This window comes from Rhizobium sp. BK112 (assembly GCF_014193215.1).
In the GTDB taxonomy this organism is placed as follows: Bacteria; Pseudomonadota; Alphaproteobacteria; order Rhizobiales; family Rhizobiaceae; genus Rhizobium; species Rhizobium anhuiense.
This window is the reverse complement of sequence record NZ_JACHYZ010000011.1, coordinates 129,801-154,534: the sequence shown is the minus strand read 5'-3', so window position 1 is coordinate 154,534 and position 24,734 is coordinate 129,801. Positions and strand designations below refer to the sequence as shown.

Below are 24,734 nucleotides of genomic sequence, written 5' to 3'. Positions count from 1 at the left end.
TCAGCCTGCCTTTGCCATCTGCATGAGGGTGACGCGCTGCTGCAGGCGCCGCTGGGCCTGATCGACCACGACGGCAATGATGATGACGAGGCCCTTGATGACCATCTGCCAGAAGGAGGAGACGCCCATCATGACAAGCCCGTCGGAGAGGATGCCGATGACGAAAGCGCCGATGATCGTGCCGCCGATCGTGCCGCGGCCACCCGACATCGAGGTGCCGCCGAGCACGGCTGCGGCAATCGCATTGAGTTCGAAGCTTTCGCCGGTCGCCGGATGGGCGGCCATCAGTTCGGAGGAAATGACGACGCCGACGATGGCGGCGCAAAGTCCGGAAAACATGTAGACGAAGATCTTCACCACATCGACCCGGATACCGGACATGCGCGCGGCCCGCTCATTGCCGCCGACGGCGAAGATATGACGGCCGATCGGCGTCGAGCGGGCGACATAGGCAGCCGCGAGTGCCAGCACGATCAGGATCCAGATCGACACCGGCAAGCCGAGAATGCGCCCCGCGCCGAAGAAGTCGAAACCGGTCGTGGCATATTCGGGCCGGCCGACGAGGTTCGGAAAGGTCTGGCCGTCCGATGACAGCAAGGCGAGACCGCGGGCGACATAGAGCGTGCCGAGCGTGGCGATGAAGGGCGCGACGTTGAGTTTGGTGATCAGCAGGCCGTTGATAAGGCCGATGACGAGACCGATCGACAGCGTGATCAGCACGATCTCGAAGAGGTTGAAATAGATCGTGTAGCCGATCGGCAATTCGATACCGTAAAGGATCAGGCCGCCGGCGACCATGCCGCACAACCCGACGATCGATCCGACGGAAAGGTCGATGCCGCCGGTGATGATGACGAAGGTCATGCCCATCGCCAGGAAGGCGTTCAGCGCCACATGCTTCGACATCAGGATCATGTTCGCCGTCGAGGTGAAGTTCGGCGCGAAGATCGCAAAGAAGATGATCACGGCGAAAAGCGCGATGAAGGTCCTGAGCTTCATCAGCGTCAGAAGCGCCGAGCCGTTGGCGCCTTTCGGCGCAAGAGTGGTTGACGTAGCCGCCATCATGACGCGAGTTTCCCTTGATGTCCGTGTCCCTTGGCCGAAGCCGCGATGATGGCGTCTTCCGTCGCCTCGTTCCGGTCGAAGACGGCGACCAGCTGGCCGTTGCTCAAGACCGCGATGCGATCGGAAAGCGCCATGACCTCCTCGAGGTCGGAGGTCGAAAACAGAATGGCGAGCCCGTTTGCCGCCAGCCGCCGCATGGTGCGGAAGACGTCGGCCTTGGCGCCGACATCGATGCCGCGGCTCGGCTCGTCCATCAGCAGCACTTTCGGATTGGTCATTAATGCCTTACCGATAACGACCTTCTGCTGGTTGCCGCCCGACATCGAGGTCACCTCGAAATCCGGGTTCGGCGCCTTGATCGAAAGATCGCGGATGGCCTCCTGGACGGCGCTCTTCTCGGCACCGCTGTCGATATGGAAGAGCCGGGCGAAGCGGCCAAGGCTCGCCAGCGTCAGGTTGGAAGCGATCGAGAGCACCTGGACCAGACCCTCGCGCTGCCGGTCTTCCGGAATGAGCGCAAGGCCGCGGCGGATGCGCCGGGTGGTGTCGCGGGCGCGAACCTGCTTGCCCTCGATGAAGATCTTGCCGGTCGAGTGTGCGTGGCGGCCGATCACACACTCGAAGAATTCGCTGCGTCCCGCACCCATCAGGCCGTATATGCCGAGGATTTCTCCCGCCTTGACCGACAGCGAGACATCGTTGACCGACAGCCCGCCCGTCGGTCTGGGAAGGCTGATGTTTTCGGCGCGAAAGACCTCGGCGCCAACGGCATGGGTGACGGATTTTGCAAAGTCCTTGGCATCCGAGCCGATCATCGAGCGAACGATCCAGCGCGTATCGATGTCGCGCACCATCGCCTCGCCGGTGACCTGGCCGTCACGCAGCACGGTGATATAGTCACCGATCCGCATCAGCTCTTCGAGCCGATGTGAGATATAGACGATCGCAACTCCTTGAGCCTTCAGTTCCGCGATCACCTTGAACAGGATGTCGACTTCGGCCGCCGAAAGCGCCGACGTCGGCTCGTCCATGATCAGGATCCGGGCATTTAGCGACATCGCTTTGGCGATTTCGACGAGTTGCTGCTGGCCGATCGGCAGATCCTCGACCATCGTGTCCGCCTCGATCCCGGCATCCAGGCGCTTGAGAAAGCCATTGGCCTTTTGCACCTGCGCCTTGTGGTCGATGCCGAGCAGGCCGCGGGTGATCTCGCGCCTGGCGAAGATGTTCTCGGCGACCGACATGTTGGCGAAGAGATTGAGCTCCTGGAAGATCATGCCGATGCCATGCGCCTGCGCTTCCGCTGGGCTGTCGAAGGAGACGGGTTCACCGTCGAGGATGATGCGGCCATGCGTCGGACGCTCGACGCCGGCGATGATCTTCATCAGCGTCGACTTGCCCGCGCCGTTTTCGCCGACGAGCACGTTCACCGCACCGCGGCGCAGTTCCAGATTGGCGCGCTTGACGGCGACGATGCCCGAATAGACCTTCGACACGTCGTCAAGGCGCAGGATGACATCATCCTTTTGTGCCTCTGTCGCCGTCATGAGCCCACCCTCAATTCCGAAGGTGTCACGAGCGGCAGCTCGCCGCTTTTCGGCAGCGGAAAGGCGCCGATCACGGTCACCGTCTTGCCGGCGAGGTCCTCGCGCGGGACGGCCGACAGGAAGGCCGAGTTGGCCTTCTCGTTGAACGCCTTGCCGAACTGCGCCCATTCGATCTGGTTCTTGAATTCGTTGAAATTGACGAAGTCCAGCGTGTCGCGGAGCGCCGTGCCGCGGAGCGCCGGCCCGATCTGGACCTTTGCATCGGCCTTGCCGTCGCCATCGGCGTCGACATCGAGCGTTGCCGCGCGCGAGTCCGTATCGGCCGCCACGACCTTGCCGGTGATCTTCACCGCATAGGTCCATGGCGAACTGCTCTGCTTGCGGGGATTGCCGTATTTCTCGCCCGCGGCATCAGGGCTGGAGGCAGCCAGTTGCATGACGTCTTTCAGGTCGCCAGCGCGCTTTTCGAAATAAGGCACGACCTCGGGCTGCCAGATCGCCTCGACCTTTGCATTCGGGTCGAAGGCGGTCTTGGCCGCTGCCGCCGCCTTTTCCTCCGGCGTCGGCGTTTTGATGATCTTGCAACCGGGCAAGGCCGCCGCCACGACGGCAGCGATGAGGGCGCCCTTCATTCTCAACATGCTGTGAACCTCGACGTCTTGCGAAATGCATTGCAGAGGGCGCGGCCGCGCACCCTCTGCATCTCGCGGCTGATCAGTTCGTCAGCGCGAAGGTCTCGAGCTTGCCGGAGTTGTCGGCGTTGATGAGAACGCAATCCATCAACTGCTTCTCTTCCTTTGGCGCCGTCTTGGTCTTGATGTAGGCGTCTGCTTGTTCGACCGCGAGCTGGGCCTGGGCATAGGCGGGCTGCAGCACCGTCGCCTTGATGCCGCCCGACTTGATGGAGTCACGCACGTCGTTGGAGCCGTCGAAGCCGACGACGATCACGTCCTTGCGGCCGGCCGCCTGCAGTGCTGCGATCGCACCCATGGCCATGGTGTCGTTGCCCGAAATGACGCCCTTGATGTCGGGATTAGCCTGGAGGATGGTTTCCATCTTCGAATAGGCTTCCGTCTGGCTCCAGTTGGCCGACTGCTTGGCGACGGACTTCAGGTCCGGGTAGTCGTCGATGACGTCGTGGTAGCCTTGCGAGCGGATGCCGGCATTGGTGTCGGACTCCTTGCCGACCAGCTCGACGTAATTGCCCTTCTCGCCCATCAGCTTGACGAATTCCTGCGCCCCGAGCTGCGCGCCCTGATAGTTGTTCGAGACGATCTGGGCGACGGCCACGCCCGTCGCATTGATTTCGCGGTCGATCAGGAAGGAGGGGATGCCGGCATCCTTGGCCTTCTTGACGGCCGCGACGGAGGCGTCGGCTCCGGCATTGTCGAGGATGATCGCCTTGGCGCCGCGCCCGATCGCCGTGTCGATCATTTCCGACTGCTTGTTGGCGTCGTCATCATGGGTCATGAGCAGCGTCTCGTAGCCGAGTTCCTTCGCCTTGGCTTCGGCGCCGACGGCTTCGGCCTTGAAGAAGGGATTGTCATGCGCCGGTGTGATGATGGCGATGAGATCGGCCGCAAAGGCCGGCATGGCCGTTCCCAGCGCCAGGGCGCCGGCGAAAGCCGCAAGTGTCAGTCTGCGCGTCAGTTTCATTTTTTCCTCCCTGTTGTGAATGAAGCCCCGTCTCCTCGGAGCGGTTGTCCGGTCTCCCGGAGCAGTTGAGGAGGAGGGCTTGCCTCCTCCAAGCCGAATTCAGGTGATGCGCCGGATGCTTTCGGCGATCTCCTGCGGTTCGAATACTTTCTTCCAGTCGTCGCGCATCAGCGCCGGGATGCCGAACTCGATCGCCTTGTTGCAGGCATCCGAGAACACCCCGTCGACTTCCTTGAAGATGACGGCGCCGAGCACGTTCATATGGCCGAGCAGGAAGTCGCGGGCGGCCTGTTCCGGCACGCCGCGGGCCACGCATTCGTCCATGGCCTGGCGCATGATGACGAGCAGCGATGCGCAGACAGTTTCCGACAGGCCGGGTTCGAGCATGGCGAGCTGGTCGACCGTGACGCGGTGCGAGCGCATGACCGGAGCCCAGATGAGCTTGGCGATTTCCTCGCCAAGCGCATAGGCGCTGTCAGGCCCCTGCATCAGCGCCGAAACGATGTGCTGCTTGGCGAACAGGCCGCCGAAATGGTCCTTCTTGGCCTGCATGTCGGTCTCGTCGTTGAAGATCGGCGGATGGCAGGGATGAGTGACGAAATAGGTGAGGTCGTCACGCTTCGGCAGATGGCCGGCAAAGGGAGCCGCAGCATCCAGCGCGACCACCATGGTGCCTGACCTGAGCTTGTCGACGATGCCTGCCGCGACTTTGCCGATCGCCGTGTCCGGCACGGCAAGGATCACCACATCGGCGCCATCGAGTGCGGCATCGACTGGCACGCAATCAAGACCGAGATCGTTCTTCAAGCGGGCCTTGCCCGCGTCGCTCACCTCGACATGGCGCACTTGGAATCGTGAGCCTTTGAGATTTTTGGCAAGCCGATATCCCATTTTTCCGCCTGCGCCGAAGAGGGCAATCTGAGTCATGTTTCCTCACCTTTTCCGTTTGGATAGGATCATATACTGGTATGATGAGTCAATCACCATATCACTGCTTAATCTGTCGCCATCAATGTTTTTCGGCGTCGAGCCGGTCGATCGCCTGCACATTTCCGGCCGAGGGGCCGTCAGGGTCGAATTCGGATGCAAGCCAGACATCGACGATCGATTTCGCCAGCTCCGGTCCGATGACGCGCGCTCCCATCGTGATGATCTGGGCGTTGTTCGATTTTACCGCGCGCTCCGCCGAATAGGTGTCGTGCGTCAGCGCGGCACGGATGCCCGGCACCTTGTTGGCGGAAATGCAGACGCCGATGCCGGTTCCGCAGATCAGGATGCCGCGTTGATGTTCGCCGTTGACGATCGTCTGCGCGAGGCGCTGCGACAGGTCGGCGTAGAAGCCGGACTGGCTGAGATCATGAACTTCCAGGTCGGTCTTGTGCGCGAGATGGGCGGCAATGACATCCAGCAGCGGTTTGCCTGCGCTGTCCGCGCCGATTGCGATCTTCATAGCAGTTTCCTTCCGCTCGCCTTCAGGCATGGAAATCACCCTTTGATCGCCGCGCTGACGCGGCGAAGAATGTCGAGGTAACCGTCGACGAACCAGGCGGAGCGGCCGATGAACAGGCCGTCGATATGCGGCTCGGTGATCAGTTCCTCGCAATTTTGCGGATTGACGCTGCCGCCGTAGAGCACCGGCACGGAACGGCCAAGAATGGCTTTGGCCACTTCGGCGATCCTTCCATGCCGCTCCGAGGCGTAGTCGGCGTTTGCCGGAATACCGTTGACGCCGATCGCCCAGACGGGTTCGTAGGCGAGCAGGACCGTAGCCTGTTCGGCGCCGGTATCGATGCCCCTCAAGGCTGCCTCGACCTGGCGCCGCAGCACGGCGTCGGCCTGACCTTCCCGGCGCTCCTGCAATGTCTCGCCGATGCAGATCAGCGGGGTGACGCCGTGGCGGATGGCGGCCGAAACCTTGAGGCCGACGGTTTCATCGGTCTCCCCGAAATGCTCGCGCCGTTCGGAATGGCCGAGCTCGACCATGTCGAGCTCACAGTCCTTCAGCATGAGAGGCGAAATCTCGCCAGTCCAGGCGCCAGCGTCCTCCCAGTGCATGTTCTGGGCGCCGACCTTCACCGACGTATCGGCAAGCGCGCGCTTGACCTCGCGCACTGAGGTAAAGGAGGGAATGACGAAGCGCTGCACGTGGACGTCGCGTTCACGGTCTGCATGGGCGAGGCGGCGCGCGAAGGCGAGCGCTTCTTCCAAGGTCTTGTTCATCTTGAAGCTGGTGCCGACCCAAAGGACCATTCAGCTCTTCCTCCCGTCACGGATCTGGGCGAAATAGCCGTCGGTGCCGACCTGGCCGCCTTTGAGGGCGATCTGCAGGCCGTTGGTCGGCGGATAGTCGCCATGGGCGAGGCAAAGCGGCGAACCCGGAGTTTGCGGCAGCGGCAGAAGCGTCGTCAGCGCGTCGACCTTCAACTGCTTGAGGGCGTGACTGGACGTGTCGCCGCCGGCAACGACGGCACGTGACAGCTCTTCGCTTTCGATCAAGCGGCGCAAGATCGTGCCGAGTGCACTCCCAAGCCGGTGACGCGCGCCCGGAAACCTGTCGATGTCGGCGCCACGGTCCGCGGACGGCCCAAGTGCGGTGTGGAGGATGATGCTCTTGCCTTGCTGGAGCTTCTGGACACCTGCCTTGACCGCTGCATCCACCGCGCCTTGGCCATGCTCTCCGACCAGGGCGAGCGGATCGAGCGCCATGCTCTCGAAGCCGTTCTCGACAGCGGTGCGGATCTGGCGCTCGGTGGTCGGCGAGACGCTGCCCGACACGACGGCGAGGCGGTCGACGGGGCCGATATCGGGAAATTCGGTCCTGCTGTCGTCGATGAAACCGCTCCGCCGCCATGCGCTGAGCAGGGCATATTCGATCCCCGACGAGCCGGCGACAAAGCTTGCCGAACGGCCGGTGACACGGAGCAGCTGCTGACCTGCGGCCTGCTGTGTCGCTTCGGAGTCGACATCGATGAGCAGGATGCCTTCGGAACTCGACGCCAGCTCGTCGATCCGTTGATCGGCGTCCGCCGCGGTGATCGCCACGAGATCGGCGACCAGGACGGGTAGACGGGTCTGCTTTGAGAGATGCACCGCAAGATCCGCCTCGTCCATCGGCGTTACCGGGTGGCGGCTCATGACGGGGTGGCGGTCGATGCGGAAGATCCGGCCCTGATAGGCGGCAAAGAGATTGCCGAAGGCTGTGTAGCGTTTCAGTTGCGGCGCGCCGACGATGACGGGAACGACGGAGTGGCCGAACACCGCGCGGCCGATTTCGATCGCCTTGCCGATGCTGCCGATCCCAGGGCTGGAATCGAAGGTCGAGCAGACCTTGTAGTGACAGATCGCGGCACCAAGCGAATTCAGCCATTCGAAGGCATGTGCAAGGTGCTCCTGCATCCATTCCGGCGTCTCGCTGCGGCTCGTCCCGGCAAGGCCGATGGCGCGGCAATCGCTAAAACGCGCGAGCAGTTGCGGCGTGGGAACGTCGAGGAAGAGCGCGGTCGAGACACCGTTCGATGCCAGGGCCTCCATGACATCGGTGGAACCGGTAAAGTCATCGCCGTAATAGCTGACGAAAAGTCCATCCATCGCAATCACGCGCCCTTGCCGTCGCTGAATTTTGCAATCGAGGCGGCAAGCTCCGGATGTTCCCTCGCATAGATCTCCAGCGGTATGCCGGCGACGGCTGCCTGCCACGCCTGCTGCACGGCCCGAACGCCGGACGCCGGACCATGGGGGTGACTGACGATGCCGCCGCCGCAGAGATAGAGAAGATCGACGGTGCGGCCGGTCCGCTGGTAGGTCTCCGGTGCCTGTCCGCCCCACTGGCCGGAGCCGGCAACCGGAAGCGGGCAATCGGCGGCATCAAACAGCGGCGCGCTGACGGCCTTGAAGGACGAGACGAAGCTGTCGTCCGGCTCCCAATATTTGACCCTGATGCCGTTGATCTGGAACTGATCGACCCCCAACAGCCGCCAGAATTGCTGGTAGACCTTGAAATCCATGCCGGCGCCCGGATCGCGGGTCAGCACGTCCCAGCCGTTTCGATGCGCATGCAGCACCAGATTGGAGCGCTTGCGCAGAAAGCTCATGCCGCCGAAGCCGATCGAGTTGATGTTGACGACGGCGCAGTTGCCGCCGGCCGCAGCGACGATGTCGTGATTGCGCATCATCTCGTCGGGGTCGGCATGCGAGATGCCGAAGGCATACATCACCTTCTTGCCGCTCTTTTGTTCGTGATCGAGAATGCGCGGCATGATCGCCGCGACGCGATCCTTGAGCGGCGAATAGGCCGGGCTCGTCAGCTTCTCGTCGTCTTTGATGAAGTCGACACCCGATGCGATCAGTTCGCCGACGAGCGCGGCCGTCTCCTGGGGTCTCAGCCCGAGCGCCGGCTTGACGATCGTTCCGATGATGGGGCGACCTTCGACGCCGGTGAGGCGGCGACTTCCCGGGATGCCGAACTGCGGTCCTGGATGCGCGCTTCTGAAGGCGTCTGGCAGCTTCATGTCGACGATGCGGATGCCGGTCATGCCCTTGATGGAGTAGACGCCGCCGATTGCAATGGTCATCAAAGCCGAGAGGTCGGTCCCGATCGCCTCGAGGGGAAAGGCGATGTCGATATCGGCGCGATGGAGCAGCGTGCCGGGGGCGACCTCGGGCCAAGTCGGATGACGTGCATCTTCGAGCGGGCGGATCGCCAGGACGCGGGCGGCGACCCGCGACTTCAGCTCTTCGGTTTCACCGGGAACGGGCACGAAGGTTCCGGTCGACTGGTCGCTCGCGATCTTGTCCGCCATCGCCTCGACGCTTCCGGGCGTCTCGATGCGGTAGGTCAGGGTAATCATCATGAAACGGACGGTTGCTCCTCTCGCCACGCAGATTGTCATGGCGTCAACTTGTGATCTGGTATAATGAGTATTCCAACTAATGAAAAGCAGAATTTTCGGATGCGCAAATTTTCGTCGACAGCTTTGTTCTCGACATGGAAACTGCTAGGAGGAAACATTTTGAGCCAGCGAGATGTGATGACCCAGCCCCTCGAACAAATCGTCCGCCGCAAACTCTCTGACGAAGTGTTTGATCGACTTGAGCGAATGATCACCTCGGGCGAGCTTCAGCCTGGCGACGAAATGCCATCTGAACGCGTGTTGATGGAACGCTTCGGCGTCGGCCGGCCGGCGATCAGGGAGGCCATGCAGTCGCTTGCCAGCAAGGGTCTTGTCAGCATTTCGCACGGCGAGCGGGCGAAGGTTCTCAGGCTGACGGCGAAATCGATATTCCGCCAGGTTGATCTCACCGCCAAGATCATGCTGTCGCAATCGGCGGATTCGCTGGAGCATCTCAAAAGTGCCCGCATCTTCTTCGAACGAGGCATGGCGCGCGAGGCCGCGCAGCGCGCCTCTGCCAGCGATATCGCTGATCTCAGGAACATCATCGAACGTCAGCGCATGTCGCTTGGGCGGGCGGAAGAGTTCATTGACGCGGACATGGAATTCCACACCCGCATCGCCCAGATCTCAGGCAATCCGATCTACGTCGCCGTCAGCGAAGCGATGCTTGCCTGGCTGAAGGAATATCATACCGAGATGCTGATCTGGACCGGCAAGGAAAAATTCACGCTGGTCGAACACGACGAGATTGTCGACCGCCTTGAAGCAAACGACGTGGATGGCTCGGAAACGACCCTCCTCAAGCATCTCGAGCGCTCGCGTGCGCTTTACGCGAAGTAACCTTCACGAACGCGGTCGCCGCTGGCCGGCACGCCTGGCCATCACTCACTTCCTGACTCTGTCTCACCCTCGCCCTTGATCCTTGGTCGCGACCGGGCTCCAGAGCTTATGGGATGTTTGTAAGCAGGAAATGCGGAACAATGAGCTGTGGGCGAGGTTCTGCCTGATCACGCAAAGATCCCAAGGAGGACATCAGGATGCGTATGAAACTCATAGCAGCTTCGCTTGTCGCCATCGGCATGGCCACGTCTGCTTTCGCACAGTCCAATCCGGCACCAGCCGGCGCCACGATCGATAAAAACCAGGCCGATCAAGGTGGCGGTGCAAGCGGCGATATGAAGGCCAAAAAGCCGATGGTGACCGATACCACCACGACCGGCTCCACGACCACCGGCACTATGAAAACCAACAGGCCCAAGTGCCCCAATCCGGTCAACAACTCCGACAATCTTCAGACGCAGGGCGGTACGAGCAACGCCACGCCGATGGATGAGGCCTGCGCCGCGCATAACAACTGATTATTCCTTTCGCAAAGAACCCCGCTTCGGCGGGGTTTTTTGTATGCCTGCTCGGCCTATGCCGTGAACTCTCCTTTTGAGTTTATGCGGCGGATTGACGCACAACTCCAGTGGTGATATCTATGCCGAATTGGTCAGGCCAATTGACCAGCTGCGCGCTTGAGGAGAAGCCGCCGGAGGAGGCCACGATGTTTTCGCCTGTTGAATCCCGCCGTCTTTATCGGCAGGTCGCGGATCAGATTCGCTTGATGATCGCGAGCGGCGAGCTCGCCGTCGGTCAGCGGCTGCCGGCGGAGCGCGACCTGGCGGAGCAATTGTCGGTCTCACGTCCGACCGTCCGCGAAGCGCTGATCGTCCTGGAGGTCGAAGGCTTCGTCAATATTCGTATGGGATCCGGCATCTATGTCGTGCGCCAGCATGCCGCGACCGTCACTGGCGCCGAGCGGGAACCGGTGGAAGGGCCTTTCGAGCTGCTGCAGGCGCGCGCCCTCATCGAATGCGCCATTGCCGAAGAAGCCGCAGGCCGCGCCAAGCCGGCGGATATCGCTCTGCTCGATGAAACGCTGCTGCGGATGAGCGGCGTGGTCAATGATGCGAGCGCGGTGCTTTCTGCCGATCGCGCCTTCCACACCGGCATTGCCGCCATCGTCGGCAATGCGACATTGATCCGCGTGACGGGCGAAATGTTCGACATGCGCATGACCCCTTACTTCGCGAGGCTCGCGAGCCATTTCGAGGGGCCGGGAACGTGGCGCAGCGCCGTGGACGAGCATCGGGCCATTCGCGACGCCATCGCCGCCGGCGATGCGGCGGGCGCCAAGGCGGCCATGCGCGCCCATCTCACCATGTCGCAGAAGAGGTTTTCCGAGAGTTTCGGGGAGGAGCTTTCGGGAGAGGAGGAGCGCGGCCGCAGCAAAGGCCCCGCGAAAGGAACGACCAAGATTTAACCGAGCTCGGAGGAGAGAGCGATGAAGAAGAGACTGGCAACGATACTTTGCACCGCAGCGGCGATCATGGCGAGCAGCGCGATTGCGCATGCCCAGACAGTGCTGAAATGGGCGCATGTCTATGAAACGTCCGAGCCCTTCCACACCGATTCCGTGTGGGCTGCGGAAGAGATCAACAAGCGAACCGACGGGCGTTATAAGATCGAGGTCTACCCGGCCTCGCAGCTCGGCAAGGAAGCCGACATCAACCAGGGCCTCAAGCTCGGGACGGTCGACATCATCATCTCGGGATCGAGCTTTGCGGCACGCGACTACAAGCCGATCGGCGTAACCTACTTCCCCTATATCTTCCGCGGTCCCGATCACCTGATCGCCTATACCAAGAGCGATGTCTTCAAGCGTCTTGCCAAAGGCTATGAAGACAAGACCGGCAACCACATCGCCGCCGTCAGCTATTACGGCACGCGCCATACGACTTCAAACAAGCCGATTGCCAAATGCGCCGATATGGCGGGCTTGAAGATCCGCGTGCCTGATGTTCCGGCCTATCTCGCCATGCCGCGCGCCTGCGGCGCCAACACCACGCCGATCGCCTTTGCCGAAGTCTATCTCGCTCTGCAGAACGGCACGGTCGAGGCGCAGGAAAACCCGCTGACGACGATCGAGGCGAAGAAGTTCTACGAAGTCCAGAAGAACATCATCCTCACCGGCCACATCGTCGATCACCTCAACACCGTGGTCTCGAAGACGCGGTGGGCGAGCCTTTCCGACGAGGACAAGAAGATCTTCGGCGAGGTCATGCAGGAGGCCGCCGAGCGCACGAGCAAGACGATCGCCGGCAAGGAAAACAGCCTTATCGCGACCTTCAAGGAAAAGGGCCTGAATGTCGCTGAGGTCGACAAGACCGATTTCGAAAAAACCGTGATGGAAAAGGTCAAGTTCGAAGATTTCGGTTACGAGAAGGCCGATTGGGAAGCAATCCGCGCGATCCAGTAAGACTCGCGGCGCGGCGCCGTAAGGCGCCGCGTTCCTTCATTCCGACTGGAACAAGGCCGATCATGTCGCAAGAAATCCATACGCAAATCACGGCCGAAGAAATCGGTCACGAGTTCGAAGGGCACGCGCCGACTGCAAACATCTCGGACTATGCCATTGAAGACTGGATCACGCTGATCGTCTTCTGGCTGATGGCGGGTTGCGTCTTCCTTCAGTTCTTCACGCGTTATGTGCTGAACGACAGCTACGCATGGACCGAGGAAATCGCCATCAACTGCCTGATCGGCGTCGTCTTTCTGGGTTCCGTCATGTGCGTGCGCACCTCGCGGCATATCCAGGTCGATGTGTTCTATCACTATATGCCTGCGGGCCTGGCGCGCGTGCTTGCCACCTTCGTCGATATCGTCCGCATCGGCTTTTTCGCCTATGGCTGCCACCTGATGTGGCGCTACGTCGATATCGTCGCCGACGAGCAGATGGTCACCATCGACCTGCCGCGCAACATCGTCTTCTACAGCGTTCTCATCGCCTTCGTGCTGATGTTGATCCGCGCGGTCATCGTCTTCATCGCCAACATCCGCCGCGGCTACTCCGTTCTGGAGCGCCCCGAAGAATTCCAGACCATCGAGGATTGATCCGATGCTACTGCTTCTTGGCTCGTTTCTGGTGCTGATGCTGGTCGGGGTGCCCGTTGCCATCTCGATGGCCGTCGCATCGGTGCTTTACATCGTCCTCTACGGCATCGCACCCGACATCATCGTCGCCCAGCGCATGATCGCCGGTGTTGAAAGCTTCCCGCTGCTCGCTGTCCCGTTCTTCATCCTTGCGGGCAACCTGATGAACTCGGCGGGCGTCACCGGCCGCATCTATTCCTTCGCCGTCGCTCTCGTCGGCTGGATGAAAGGTGGTCTCGCGCAGGTCAACATCATCGGTTCCGTGATCTTCTCCGGCATGTCCGGCACTGCGCTCGCCGATGCGGCGGGGATCGGCACGATCGAGATCAAGGCGATGAAGGATCATGGCTATCCGGTCGAGGCCGCAGTTGGCGTGACGGCGGCTTCGGCGACGCTCGGCCCGATCTTCCCGCCGTCGCTGCCTTTCGTGATCTACGGCATGATGGCGAACGTCTCGATCGGCGCTCTTTTCATGGCGGGCATCCTGCCCGGCATCGTCATGACGCTGCTGATGATGATCACTGTCGCCGCTTTTGCCTATTGGAAGCGGTGGGGCTCCGACGCGCCGTTCGATGTGAAGCAGCTGCTGTCGGCGGGGATGGAAATCGTCGTCGTCCTGGCGGTGCCGTTGGCCATCTATCTGCTGATGCGGGCGGGCGTATCGATGAATGTTGCGGCGGGCATTGCCCTTGCTCTGCTTCTCGCCCTCGACTGGTATTTCCGCTTTTCCGCCGTCATGGCGCTGATGACGCCCGTCATCCTGATCGGCGGCATGACGATGGGCTGGTTCACGCCGACGGAGGCCGCCGTCGCAGCCGTCCTTTGGTCTTTGTTCCTCGGTCTGGTGCGCTACCGTACGATGACACCCTCGACGCTCGCCAAGGCAAGCTTCGATACGATCGAGACGACGGCTTCCGTTCTCTTCATCGTCACTGCGGCATCGGTCTTTGCGTGGCTGCTGACGGTGAGCCAGGCGGCCCAGCTGCTGTCCGATGCGATCCTGTCGATCACCGACAACAAATGGGTTTTCCTGATCCTGGTGAACCTCTTGATGCTCTTCGTCGGCTGCTTCCTGGACACGATCGCGGCCATCACCATCCTCGTGCCGATCCTTCTGCCGATCGTCCTGAAATTCGGGATCGATCCCGTCCAGTTCGGTCTCATCATGACGTTGAACCTGATGATCGGTCTGCTGCATCCGCCGCTCGGCATGGTGCTTTTCGTGCTGTCGAGGGTCGCGAAACTATCCGTCGAACGCACGACCATGGCGATCTTGCCCTGGCTGGTGCCGCTCTTCCTGGCGCTGATCCTGATCACCTTCGTCCCGGCCATATCGCTGTGGCTGCCGCAGCAGCTTGGACTGCTGAGATAGGAGCGGAAGATGCGGACACGTGTGGCTCGGCTCTACCAAAAGGGCGATCTCAGAATCGAGACCGCCGCGGTTGCAGCTCTCGGTCCCGGCGAGGTGCTCCTCAAAATGGCGGCCGCAGGCATCTGCGGTTCCGACCTGCACTACTATCAGGACGGCGGCTTCGGGCCGGTCAGGGTTCGCGAGCCGATCATCCCGGGCCACGAGGCAGCGGGAACAGTGAGCCAAGCAGCCGAAGGCGTCGATCTGAAAGCCGGTACGCTGGTGGCGGTCAATCCCAGCCAACCTTGCGGACATTGCGAATATTGCCACAAGGCAATGCCGATCCACTGCCTGGAAATGCGCTTCATGGGCAGCGCAATGCGCCTGCCGCATGAGCAGGGCATGTTCCGGGAATGGCTGGTGGTGCCGGCCAGGCAGTGCTTTGCGGTCGGAGTTGCGACAACTGCCGCAGAGGCGGCCTGTAGCGAGCCGCTCTCCGTCTGCCTGCACGCCGCATCGCGTGCAGGAGATATCGCCGGCAAACGTGTCCTGATCACCGGAGCCGGCCCGATCGGCGCCCTGATGGTTGCCGTCGCCTGTTATCATGGTGCGAGCGAGGTTGTGGTCACCGATCTCGCGGATGCGGCGCTCACCAGGGCCAAGGCGATGGGCGCCAGCCGCACGTACAATGTTGCCAAGGATGCCCAGGCGCTTGCCGGATTCGAGGCGGGAAAGGGCTATTTCGATCTCGTCTTCGAATGCTCGGCCGCCGCCCCGGCAATCCGCAGCGCGATTGCCACCATCAGGCCGCGCGGAACGATCGTGCAGGTCGGCGTCTCGGGAGACGTCCCGATCCCTCTCAACGCCATCGTCGGCAAGGAGCTTCAACTCCACGGAACCCAGCGTTTCCACGAGGAATTTGCAACCGCCGTCGATCTGATCTCCAGCCGCAAGATCGATGTCCGGCCGATCATCAGCCACAGCCTGCCGCTCGAACAAGCCACCGCAGCCTTCATCCTCGCCGGCGACCGCGCGTCCGCCTGCAAGGTGCAGCTCACCTTTTAAGCGCGGCACGGCGTCCGTCGCGGACGACGATCTCGATCGAAGCCGAGCCGCCGAACCTCACAAGGTTGTTGCGGCAGCGGTCGAACGGTGCATGTTCTGTATGAGCCAATCTGCGAAAATTCGGGCCAGTCGCCGCTGCGTGCCGGTCTTCGGATAGGCAAGGTAATGTCCTATGTACCTGTTGTCGCGGGACCCTGCCGAAAAGGGCCGCACGAGCTTTCCACTTTCGAGCTCGCGAGCGGCGAGGATGTTGGATTCGAGCGCCACGCCCAGGCTGTTCACGGCAGCGTCCAGGGCAAGAAAGCTTCTGTCGAAACTCATCGCGGGCGGTGGCGGAGAGCCGATCTGATTGGCTTCGAACCAGTCGATCCACTGTATCCTTTTCAGGTCGCTTCTGATCAGGGGATGGCGCAGCAGGTCGCGCGGAGACTTGAGGCGCTGCGCTACCTCCGGTGAGCACATTGGAAAGACAAGCTCCTCACCCAACGGGATCACGATGAGATCGTCGCGGTTTTGCGGCTCGCCATAGACGATGTCCGCGTCGAACAGATTGTCGACGAAACGGGCATAGTTCGTACTGGCGGCCACCCTTACTTCGATGCCGGGATTCTCCTTGAGAAAGCCCGGCAGACGCGGCGAAAGGACTTGTGCGGCGAAGCTCGGCGCACAGTGCAGTCGCAGGAGTTGAGCCTTTTTGGATGAAATGAGTTCAACACCGCGCCGCAGCTCTTCGAAGGCGTTCGACGCGTGCAGCAGCAGCGTCTGACCTGCAAGCGTCAGTGCAATGCTTCTTGTGTTGCGTTCGAAAAGACTCGCCCCCAGATCGCTTTCCAACCGCACGATAGCATGGCTGACAGCGCTCGGAGACAGGTTCAGCTCCTCTGCCGCACGGCGAAACGAACCGAGCCTGGCGGCTGCTTCGAATATTCGCATGGCGGAAAGCGAGATCGTATTGAGCATGCGATTAGTGAAACAGATTCACCTACTGATGTAAACTTGGCGTTTGATGACTCCTCTCCGTTCGGCCAGAACTATGGCCGTCGCAGTGACGATCGCTGCGGGGAAGAGAACCGGACGCCGGGAGAGCGTCAGGAGGAGATCATATGCTTTTGGAAGGAAAGACCGCGGTCATTTCGGGCGCGGCAAGCAGGCGCGGTATCGGCCGTGCAACCGCGCAGCTTTTCGCCGAACACGGGGCCAGAGTGGCAATCCTCGACATCGACGCTGGCGCAGCCAAGGAAGCTGCCGCCACCCTGCCGACCGTTGCCGGCGGTGACCACATCGGTCTGCGTTGCGATGTGGCCGACAAGGCGTCCTGCCAGGCTTCCGCCGACGCGGTGGTTGCAACGTTCGGACGCGTCGATGCTCTGATCAACAATGCCGGTATAACGCAGCCTGTCGCGACGCTGGAAATTTCCGAAGCGGATTGGCATCGCATCGTCGCGGTGAACATGACCGGCGTACTCTTTCTCAGCCAGGCCTTCATTCCGCAGATGCGCGACCAAGGCGGCGGCTCGATTGCATGCATGTCTTCCGTTTCGGCCCAACGCGGCGGCGGGATTTTTGGTGGGCCACATTATTCGGCGGCCAAGGCCGGTGTTCTCGGGCTCGCGAAGGCAATGGCTCGCGAATTCGGCCCTGCGGGCATCCGCGTGAACTCTGTCACACCGGGACTGATCCAGACCGATATCACCGGCGGAAAGCTTACTGACCAGATGCGGGTTGATATCATCAAGGGCATTCCTTTGAGCCGGCTCGGTGAAGCGAGCGACGTCGCCAACATCTATCTGTTCCTGGCATCCGACCTGTCCGCCTATGTCACCGGCGCCGTGATCGACGTCAATGGCGGCATGCTGATCCACTGATCCGCGAATGGAATTCCGGTGTCTTTGAAAGGCGTTTTTCAAGAATGAGCCAGATTGGTCATAACATCAGCCTTACCGAGCGCGCGCGACGAATTCGCCGCAACGCCCTGCGGATGGGCGAAGTCCAAGGCCAGGGTTACATCGCCCAAGCCCTCGGCGTGGCTGATGTGCTCGCCGTTGCCTACTTCCACGCCACAAACTACCGGTCGGAGGACCCGGAATGGGAGGGCCGCGACAGGTTCCTGCTTTCGATCGGACATTACGCGATCGCGCTCTATGCCGCCCTTATCGAGGCGAAGATTATCCCCGAGGACGAATTGGAGACATACGGCACCGACGAAAGCAGGCTGCCGATGTCTGGAATGGCCGCCTACACGCCGGGCATGGAAATCACCGGCGGCTCTCTTGGGCACGGGCTCGGCATCGCCGTCGGCATGTGCCTCGCCCTCAAACGCAAGAAGTCGCAATCCTTCGTATACAACCTCTTTTCCGACGGCGAGCTCGACGAAGGCTCGACCTGGGAGGCGGCGATGTCGGCCGGCTCTTACAAGCTCGACAACCTTATCGGGATCGTCGACGTCAACCAGATGCAGGCGGACGGCCCTTCGCTCGGCGTCCTGAATTTCGAGCCGCTCGCTCCGAAGTTCGAAGCCTTCGGTTGGTTCGTCCAACGGATCGACGGCAACGATATCAGCGCGCTGGTCAAGGCATTCGACGCCGCGCGCACTCACGCCGGGCCGGAGCCGCGCATCATCATATGCGACACGAAAATGGCGAAAGGTGTCCCGTTCCTCGAGGCTCGCGAGCGCAATCACTTCCTCCGGGTAGAGGCAGACGAGTGGGCCGAGGCAATCAGGATCATCGATGCGGGAGTTGAAGCATGAGGCGCTCGAAATACATACGCCCGACTCATCTTTCGCAGGCAAGCGACCGGCCGCGGCTGACGACCTCGGCGATGATCGCCTCGATCGCGAGCGCCGACCAGCCGACGAAGCCGGCTCCATTTGGAAAGACGCTGGCGGCGCTCGCGGAAAAGGATGAGCGGATCGTCGGCATGTCGGCGGACCTCGCAAAATACACCGATCTTCATGTCTTCCGAGCGGCGCATCCCGACCGCTTCTACCAGATGGGAATGGCCGAACAGCTGCTGATGATGTCGGCCGCGGGCATGGCGCGTGAAGGCTTTCAGCCATGGGTCACGACCTATGCGGTCTTCGCTTCCCGGCGCGCATATGACTTCATCTGCCTGGCGATCGCCGAGGAGATGCTCGACGTCAAGATCGTCTGCGCATTGCCTGGCTTGACCACGGGCTACGGGCCAAGCCATCAAGCCACCGAAGACATCGCCATGTTCCGCGGCATGCCGAACCTGACGATCATCGACCCCTGCGACGCGCTCGAGATCGAGCAGGCGGTGCCGGCGATCTCCGCCTACAAGGGGCCCGTCTATATGCGGCTCCTGCGCGGCAACGTTCCCCTCGTGCTGGACGAATATGATTACAAGTTCGAACTCGGAAAGGCGAAACTCCTGCGGGATGGCCGCGACACCCTGATCATATCGTCGGGGCTGATGACGATGCGCGCCCTCGAGGCGGCAAAGGAGCTTCGCAAGGACGGCGTCGACGCGGCGGTGCTTCACGTGCCGACCATCAAGCCTTTGGACGAGGAAGCCATTCTGACGGAGTGCCGCAAGAGCGGCCGCCTGGTCGTCGTGGCGGAGAACCACACTGTCATCGGGGGCCTAGGAGAGGCCGTGGCGGGCACGCTGCTGCGTGCCGGCGTCGCGCCTGCCGCATTCCGGCAGATCGCATTGCCGGACCAATTCCTGGAGGCCGGCGCGCTGCCGACGCTCCACGACCAATACGGTCTGGCGACCAGTCGCGTGACGTCGTCGATCAAGTCCTGGCTGGGAACATAGGGACGGGACTCGGTTCTTTCAGGAGGAGAGCCGAGTTCTGATGGGAGCACATAATGGAGGAGAAGATGAGCTTGCAGACCAACAGACGCAGATTTCTGGTAGCGACGGCGGCAGCCCTGGCTGCCCCCGCACTTCTTACGACCGTGCGTCCGGCGCAGGCAGGCACGGCACTGACATTGGGTCACGGCGCTGCTCCAGGCAATCCCCGGACAGTCGCCGCCGCCAAATTCGCCGAGCTCGTGGCTCAGAAGACCGACGGCCGTGTGAAGATCAACGTCGCGGGTGCTGAGACGCTCGGCAGCGACTCGGCGATGCTTACCAGCCTGCGCACCGGTGCACTGGATTTTACCGCAAACAGCCAGGGCGCCACCTCGGCAATCGTGCCGGAGCTTGCCGCGCTTGGTCTGCCGTTTCTTTTCGGCGATACCGAGAAAGCGATCCAAGTTCTCGGCGGTCCGGTCGGTGAGGATCTGAACAAGCGTTTCGAAGCCGTCGGCGTCGTACCGTTGGACTGGTGGGACAACGGAATTCGCCACCTGACGAATTCCAAACGCAAGGTCGCCGCCCCGAACGATCTCGCCGGCCTGAAGATACGCACGCCCGCGGATCCGATGACGATCGACATCTTCCAAGCTCTTGGAGCCGGCACGGAACAGATCGCGTTCGGCGAGTTGTATATCGCCCTGCAGCAAGGCGTGGTCGACGGACAGGAAAACCCGCTCGCCAACATCGAGAGCTCGAAGCTCCACGAGGTCAACAGGTTCATCAGCCTGACGGCACATAAGTGGGAGTCGACGCCCTTCCTGATGTCGAAGATCGCCGAGGCCCGGCTCGGCGCCGACCTCGACGCCGTCAAGGCGGCGGCGAAGGAGGCGGGAGCGCTGCAGCGGACGCTGTCGAATGAGAAGGCGTCCGAAGTTCTCGGCGCCTTCAGGAAGAACACGGCGATCGAAGTCGTGGACGTGGATCGGGAAGCCTTCGTGAAGGCGACCGCCGCTGTCGCCGAGAGCTGGAAGAAAAAGCCCTTCGGCGATTTCGTCAGCAAGGTTGAAGCGGAGGCAAAGGCCTGACCGGCCTTTGCCATGACGCGGAGTCATCTATGGAAAACGTGCTGAAGGCCGTCGACACGACGGCCGGCGCCATCGTTGCGCTGTCCCGTTTCATCATCATTGCCAGCGGCATTGCGCTGACCGTGGTGACGACTGCCAATGTGCTTGCCCGCTACACGCTGCAGAGCGGCGGCTTCTCTTTCGCCCAGGAACTGCCGCTGCTGATCTTCCCGCTCTTCATCCTGGCGGGAATCGTCATCGCCGCGCAGGCGGGTGGACACATGGCGGTCGAGTGGCTGTACGACCAGCTTGAGGGGCGCTCGCGGATCGCCGCCTTCGTGATCGCGAACGCCATCAGCGTGGCAGCCTTCCTCGTGCTCGGCTATCAGGCCGTCGTGGTCGCCGAGATCGCAGGCGTCGAGCACAGCCCGGTCCTGCAGCTGCCCAACAGTATCGGATATTACGCGCTCGCTATCGGTGCGCTTCTGGTGTCGATCGTGACCGTTTCGGCAACGCTACGTGTCTTGCGCCTCGGCTGGGGGCACCGGACGGTGATCGGATCCGGGGAGATGCCGCTATGACCCTTGTCATGATCATCTCCTTCTGCGTTCTCATGGTGCTGGCCGTTCCGGTCGGCTATGCCCTGATCATCGCGGCCGGCCTTGGAGTGCTGTTCAACGGCTACGTCCCTTTGTCGGTGGTGGCGCAACAGGTCTACGACCAGACGCAATCCTTTCCGATGCTTGCGCTGCCGTTCTTCATGCTCGCTGGAACCCTGATGCTCGGCGGCGAGCTCGGCCGCCAGCTTCTCGAACTGGCGTCCCGCGCCATGCAGCGCTGGCGCGGCGGGCCACTTTCGACCACCGTCGTCTCCTCCGTCGTCTTCGGTGGGGTGTCCGGTTCGGCGGTGGCCAATGCGAGCGCTCTCGGATCCGTCCTCATTCCCTGGCAGAAGCGCCAAGGCTTTCCGCCGGCCCTTTGCGCGGCCAACAACGCAACCTCCGCGGTCATCGACGTCCTCATCCCACCGTCGATCCCGATGATCCTTTATGCCCTGATCAGCGGCGTCAGCATCGGCGACCTGTTCATCTCCGGAATCCTGCCCGGGTTGATCATGGCGCTCAGCTTCATTTTCGTCTGCTGGTTCATTTCCGTGCGGCGGGGTTACGAAGCGCAGGCCGTCAAGGTTCGGAAGCGGGACCTGGCCAAGCTTGCCGTTCAGAGCTTCCCGGCGGTCGTCCTACCCATTCTGATTGTTGTCCTCCTGCGTTTCGGTTTTGCAACGCCGACGGAGGTCTCGGTCCTTTCAGTGGTCTACTCGCTGCTGCTCAGCCTGCTGTTCTACCGGGACCTCACCTGGAAGCGCTTCTGCGACAACATGGTGGAAGCCGGGGTCGCGACCGGCGTGGTCATGCTCGTCATCATGGGAAGTGCGGCCGTCGGCTGGGTGCTGACCTTCGACCAGGCGCCGCAGCAGATGGCCGAGTGGGTGGCGACCCACATTTCCAGTCCCGTCGTCATCATCCTGATGATGAACATTCTGATGCTGATCGTCGGGATGCCTTTGGACATGCCGCCTGCCATACTGCTGCTGGGGCCGATCTTCGTGCCCCTTGCCGATGCGATCGGTCTCGACCGGGTGCAACTCGGCCTGATGATGGTGATCAATCTCGGCATCGGGCTCTACACCCCGCCCATCGGCACGACGCTCTTTATCTCGTCGTCGATCGCCAAGGCGCCGCTTGGGGCGACGACCAGCGAGCTGTGGCCGTATTTCGGGATGGCGATGCTGCTGCTGCTCGCCGTCAGCTTCATCCCGGCTCTGACGATCTACTGAGGGCGGGATCATGGTCGAGACGCGAAATCCGGTTGTCAGCGTCAAGGGACTGACGAAGTCGTATGGGGCGACGTCGGTTCTCAAGGGCGTCGACTTCTCCGTGGCGCGTGGCGAGATCCACGCGCTGCTCGGGGGAAACGGTGCCGGCAAGTCGACGATGATCCGCATCATCACGGGGTCGGCCTCGAAAGGGGACGGCGACATTAGCTTCTTCGATCCGAGTGGGGCGCCGCGCACCGATGCCGAGGGCCGCGCCAGGGTAGCGGTCGTCCATCAGGAGCTTGCCCTTCTTCCCCACCTTAGCGTCGCTGAAAACATCACCTTACCGCACTACCGCAGGGGTTTCGCGGCGGTGAAAAAAAGGCTGTCGATCGAGAAGGCGTTCGAAGCTTTGGCGATGATCGATCCGGAGTTCGCAGCCAGATCCCTGCACCGGCTCGTGGAAGACCTCAGCCTTCACGAAGGCCAGATGGTCGAGATTGCCCGAGCGCTTTCGTCAGGCGCCGAACTCATTCTTCTCGACGAGCCGACGGCGAACTTGACGGCCGCGGAGACGAGCCGCTTGTTTTCCGTGCTCCGCCGTTTGACCCGCGAGACAGGGCTGTCCGTCGTCTTCGTGTCGCACCGGATGAAGGAAATCCGTCAGATCGCGGACGTCTGCACGATCATCCGCGATGGCCGCACCATCGTCGACCGCTTGGCGCTTTCCGAACTTTCCGATGTCGCGATCATCGAGAAGATGGGGCAGGTCGCTGCGTCGCATTCTGCGTCGAGCGCGGCCGTGGACCGGAACGGAATGAAGGGAGAGCCGCTGTCGATCCGGGAGGCCGATCTCGAGATCACGCTTTCTCCCGGGACGATCCTTGGAGTGGCGGGCGCGCCCGCCGGTCCCGCGACGCTGATCTCGGCCCTGGTCGGAGCCGCTCAGGCGAAGCGTTGGACGGTGTCGCGCGCGGGTTGGCCAGAGCGCTTCGCCTCTCCTAGGAGGGCGGCTGCGGCCGGCGCCGGTTTTGTCACTGGCGACCGGACCCACAAGGGTATTCTTCACAGCCTTCCGATCATCGACAACGTGCTGGCGTCGCGCCGGGTTGTCCGGGGTGCCACGTTCATCTCAGGTCGCGAACGCCTGGAATGCGTGGACTTGCTGCAGGCTCTCAGTGTGAAAGCCGCCTCGATCTGGGATCTACCCGCAACGCTGAGCGGCGGTACCCAGCAGAAGTTGCTTCTGGCACGGTGGCTCGGCTTGCCGTCGAGCCTGCTTGTGCTCGAAGAGCCGACGCGAGGTGTCGATATCCGCACCAAGAAGGAAATCTACCAGCTTATCCGGCAGATGGCGTCGACGGGAACGATCATCGTGTGGTGGTCGACCGAGAATGCCGAGCTCCTCGAAGTATGCGACCGGATCGTTGCATTCGACACCGAGGGTTGCGCTTCCGGCATCATCGAACGACAGGACATGAGCGAGGACAGGCTCGCAGAACTGACAGGAATGGCGACATGATTCCAACATCGACAGAAGAGGCACGCGCAGTGGAGCCGTCTCCACAGGCCACCAGAAATCGCGACAGTCTCCTCAGTGCATACCGGACGGAAATCGCGATCGCAGTGGCAATGGTCATCCTAGGTCTTGCCGTCGGGTCGCAGGTTCCCCAGGCGCTGAGCTGGGGGAATTTTTCGAACATCACCCAGGCGGGTGCGCCGCTGATCATCATGTCGCTCGGTGTCCTCCTGGTGGTCATAACCGGTGGCATCGATCTGTCCGTCGGCTCGGTCTTTTCGCTGACCGGCATGGTGACGGCGCAGGTCATGGCAAGCGGCTTCGGCGGGATCACCTCCAGCCTCGCCGGTCTCGCCGTCGGACTCCTCTTCGGCTCCATCAACGGCTTCCTGGTCACGGTCGCGGGCCTTGCGCCGTTCGTGGTCACCCTGATCACCTTCGCCGTCGCGGGGTCGCTCGCCTTCATCGTCACCAATGGCCGCTCCATGCCGATCCCGGATCCCGATTACTGGCTGCTCAATGCCGGCAGCATCGTGCCTGGCATGCCGAACTACATCCTGTTCTGTGTCGTCCTGCTGGTCGCCATCGAGATCTTCCTGAAGAAGGTCGTCGCCGGGCGCTGGTTCTACGCCGTGGGCAGCAGCGCTGCGGCCGCCTATCTGCTGGGCATCCCGGTCAAACGCACAAAGTTCTTCGCCTATGTCGCTTCGTCCCTTCTGTCGTCCTTTTCGGGACTGCTGACGATTTCCTATATCCTGAACGCGGAATCGACGGCCGGCGCCAGTCTGATGCTTCAGGCGATCGCGGCCGTGGTGATCGGCGGGGCGAGCCTTCTCGGCGGCACGGGAACCGCGGTCGGCGCCGTCCTCGGCGCACTGATGATCACGGTGATCCAGAACGGCGTCAATCTCATCGGCATCAACAGTTTCTGGCAGGGCTCCGTCACCGGCCTTGCCATCCTGATCGCGGTCCTCATCGACCGCTTCGGCAAGGCCCGGCGCAGTGCGGGCTGACAA

At 62.0% G+C, this 24,734-nt stretch carries 25 protein-coding genes; 15 read left to right on the top strand and 10 right to left on the bottom strand.

Going from position 1 to position 24,734, the window contains the following annotated elements; all coding sequences use genetic code 11:
• The 9 genes from FHT75_RS26840 to oiaX form a co-directional block, all read right to left on the bottom strand.
• A complete protein-coding gene (locus tag FHT75_RS26840; RefSeq protein WP_028757638.1) occupies positions 1-1,065 on the bottom strand; it encodes an ABC transporter permease in 1,065 nt (354 codons plus the stop codon).
• Positions 1,062-2,612 carry a sugar ABC transporter ATP-binding protein gene (locus tag FHT75_RS26835; RefSeq protein ID WP_183845276.1) on the bottom strand — a complete coding sequence of 517 codons (1,551 nt, stop codon included), beginning with the start codon at positions 2,610-2,612 and terminating at the stop codon, positions 1,062-1,064. The genes FHT75_RS26840 and FHT75_RS26835 overlap by 4 nt, the downstream gene beginning before the upstream one ends.
• Positions 2,609-3,253 (bottom strand): DUF2291 family protein, encoded by a 645-nt coding sequence (locus tag FHT75_RS26830; RefSeq protein WP_047616917.1) that lies wholly within the window; start codon positions 3,251-3,253, stop codon positions 2,609-2,611. Before FHT75_RS26830 ends, FHT75_RS26835 begins: the two co-directional genes overlap by 4 nt.
• Positions 3,254-3,326: 73 nt before the next feature.
• A complete protein-coding gene (locus FHT75_RS26825) occupies positions 3,327-4,268 on the bottom strand; it encodes a D-ribose ABC transporter substrate-binding protein (RefSeq protein WP_028757644.1) in 942 nt (313 codons plus the stop codon).
• Positions 4,269-4,367: 99 nt separating this feature from the next.
• Entirely contained in the window at positions 4,368-5,195 is an 828-nt protein-coding gene (locus tag FHT75_RS26820; RefSeq protein ID WP_028757645.1) for a phosphogluconate dehydrogenase C-terminal domain-containing protein, read from the bottom strand.
• Positions 5,196-5,277: 82 nt separating this feature from the next.
• On the bottom strand, positions 5,278-5,718 hold the full coding sequence (locus FHT75_RS26815; RefSeq protein ID WP_127430812.1) for an RpiB/LacA/LacB family sugar-phosphate isomerase: 441 nt from the start codon (positions 5,716-5,718) through the stop codon (positions 5,278-5,280).
• Positions 5,719-5,753: 35 nt separating this feature from the next.
• On the bottom strand, positions 5,754-6,518 hold the full coding sequence (locus FHT75_RS26810; protein ID WP_183845277.1) for a triose-phosphate isomerase: 765 nt from the start codon (positions 6,516-6,518) through the stop codon (positions 5,754-5,756).
• Positions 6,519-7,856: a four-carbon acid sugar kinase family protein gene (locus FHT75_RS26805; protein ID WP_183845278.1), complete on the bottom strand. Its 1,338-nt coding sequence runs from the start codon at positions 7,854-7,856 to the stop codon at positions 6,519-6,521.
• Positions 7,857-7,861: 5 nt separating this feature from the next.
• Entirely contained in the window at positions 7,862-9,118 is a 1,257-nt protein-coding gene (oiaX, locus tag FHT75_RS26800) for a 3-oxo-isoapionate-4-phosphate decarboxylase OiaX (RefSeq protein ID WP_063474077.1), read from the bottom strand.
• A gap of 177 nt (positions 9,119-9,295) precedes the next feature.
• On the opposite strand from oiaX, the gene FHT75_RS26795 reads away from it, so the two are divergent.
• The 7 genes from FHT75_RS26795 to FHT75_RS26765 all read left to right on the top strand — a co-directional run bounded on the left by FHT75_RS26795 (position 9,296) and on the right by FHT75_RS26765 (position 15,551).
• Entirely contained in the window at positions 9,296-10,000 is a 705-nt protein-coding gene (locus FHT75_RS26795; RefSeq protein WP_028756917.1) for a transcriptional regulator NanR, read from the top strand.
• A gap of 197 nt (positions 10,001-10,197) precedes the next feature.
• Entirely contained in the window at positions 10,198-10,518 is a 321-nt protein-coding gene (locus tag FHT75_RS26790) for a hypothetical protein (protein ID WP_047616774.1), read from the top strand.
• Positions 10,519-10,706: 188 nt separating this feature from the next.
• On the top strand, positions 10,707-11,465 hold the full coding sequence (locus tag FHT75_RS26785; protein ID WP_063474078.1) for a FadR/GntR family transcriptional regulator: 759 nt from the start codon (positions 10,707-10,709) through the stop codon (positions 11,463-11,465).
• Positions 11,466-11,486: 21 nt separating this feature from the next.
• The gene (locus tag FHT75_RS26780) at positions 11,487-12,461 is read left to right on the top strand and encodes a sialic acid TRAP transporter substrate-binding protein SiaP (protein ID WP_028756915.1); all 975 of its coding nucleotides are present in this window, start codon (positions 11,487-11,489) and stop codon (positions 12,459-12,461) included.
• A gap of 62 nt (positions 12,462-12,523) precedes the next feature.
• Positions 12,524-13,096 (top strand): TRAP transporter small permease, encoded by a 573-nt coding sequence (locus tag FHT75_RS26775; RefSeq protein WP_028756914.1) that lies wholly within the window; start codon positions 12,524-12,526, stop codon positions 13,094-13,096.
• Between the two features lie 4 nt (positions 13,097-13,100).
• Positions 13,101-14,507 (top strand): TRAP transporter large permease, encoded by a 1,407-nt coding sequence (locus FHT75_RS26770; protein WP_028756913.1) that lies wholly within the window; start codon positions 13,101-13,103, stop codon positions 14,505-14,507.
• A 9-nt stretch (positions 14,508-14,516) separates the two neighbouring features.
• Positions 14,517-15,551, top strand: a complete 1,035-nt coding sequence (locus FHT75_RS26765; RefSeq protein ID WP_028756912.1) for an L-idonate 5-dehydrogenase — start codon at positions 14,517-14,519, stop codon at positions 15,549-15,551.
• A 57-nt stretch (positions 15,552-15,608) separates the two neighbouring features.
• Here the strand turns inward: FHT75_RS26765 and FHT75_RS26760 are convergent, their stop codons facing one another.
• Positions 15,609-16,511 carry a LysR substrate-binding domain-containing protein gene (locus FHT75_RS26760; protein WP_028756911.1) on the bottom strand — a complete coding sequence of 301 codons (903 nt, stop codon included), beginning with the start codon at positions 16,509-16,511 and terminating at the stop codon, positions 15,609-15,611.
• A 143-nt stretch (positions 16,512-16,654) separates the two neighbouring features.
• On the opposite strand from FHT75_RS26760, the gene FHT75_RS26755 reads away from it, so the two are divergent.
• From FHT75_RS26755 to FHT75_RS26720, 8 genes are all read left to right on the top strand, one after another.
• Positions 16,655-17,416 carry an SDR family NAD(P)-dependent oxidoreductase gene (locus tag FHT75_RS26755; RefSeq protein ID WP_028756910.1) on the top strand — a complete coding sequence of 254 codons (762 nt, stop codon included), beginning with the start codon at positions 16,655-16,657 and terminating at the stop codon, positions 17,414-17,416.
• A gap of 44 nt (positions 17,417-17,460) precedes the next feature.
• On the top strand, positions 17,461-18,300 hold the full coding sequence (locus tag FHT75_RS26750) for a transketolase (protein WP_028756909.1): 840 nt from the start codon (positions 17,461-17,463) through the stop codon (positions 18,298-18,300).
• The gene (locus tag FHT75_RS26745) at positions 18,297-19,334 is read left to right on the top strand and encodes a transketolase family protein (RefSeq protein WP_063474079.1); all 1,038 of its coding nucleotides are present in this window, start codon (positions 18,297-18,299) and stop codon (positions 19,332-19,334) included. The genes FHT75_RS26750 and FHT75_RS26745 overlap by 4 nt, the downstream gene beginning before the upstream one ends.
• A gap of 65 nt (positions 19,335-19,399) precedes the next feature.
• Positions 19,400-20,404, top strand: coding sequence for a TRAP transporter substrate-binding protein (locus FHT75_RS26740; RefSeq protein WP_028756907.1), 1,005 nt, complete (start codon positions 19,400-19,402; stop codon positions 20,402-20,404).
• Between the two features lie 29 nt (positions 20,405-20,433).
• Positions 20,434-20,964 carry a TRAP transporter small permease gene (locus FHT75_RS26735; protein WP_028756906.1) on the top strand — a complete coding sequence of 177 codons (531 nt, stop codon included), beginning with the start codon at positions 20,434-20,436 and terminating at the stop codon, positions 20,962-20,964.
• Positions 20,961-22,220 carry a TRAP transporter large permease subunit gene (locus tag FHT75_RS26730; protein ID WP_028756905.1) on the top strand — a complete coding sequence of 420 codons (1,260 nt, stop codon included), beginning with the start codon at positions 20,961-20,963 and terminating at the stop codon, positions 22,218-22,220. The genes FHT75_RS26735 and FHT75_RS26730 overlap by 4 nt, the downstream gene beginning before the upstream one ends.
• Positions 22,221-22,230: 10 nt before the next feature.
• A complete protein-coding gene (locus FHT75_RS26725; protein ID WP_047616781.1) occupies positions 22,231-23,721 on the top strand; it encodes an ATP-binding cassette domain-containing protein in 1,491 nt (496 codons plus the stop codon).
• A complete protein-coding gene (locus FHT75_RS26720; RefSeq protein WP_063474080.1) occupies positions 23,718-24,731 on the top strand; it encodes an ABC transporter permease in 1,014 nt (337 codons plus the stop codon). The genes FHT75_RS26725 and FHT75_RS26720 overlap by 4 nt, the downstream gene beginning before the upstream one ends.
• Positions 24,732-24,734 lie beyond the last annotated feature (3 nt).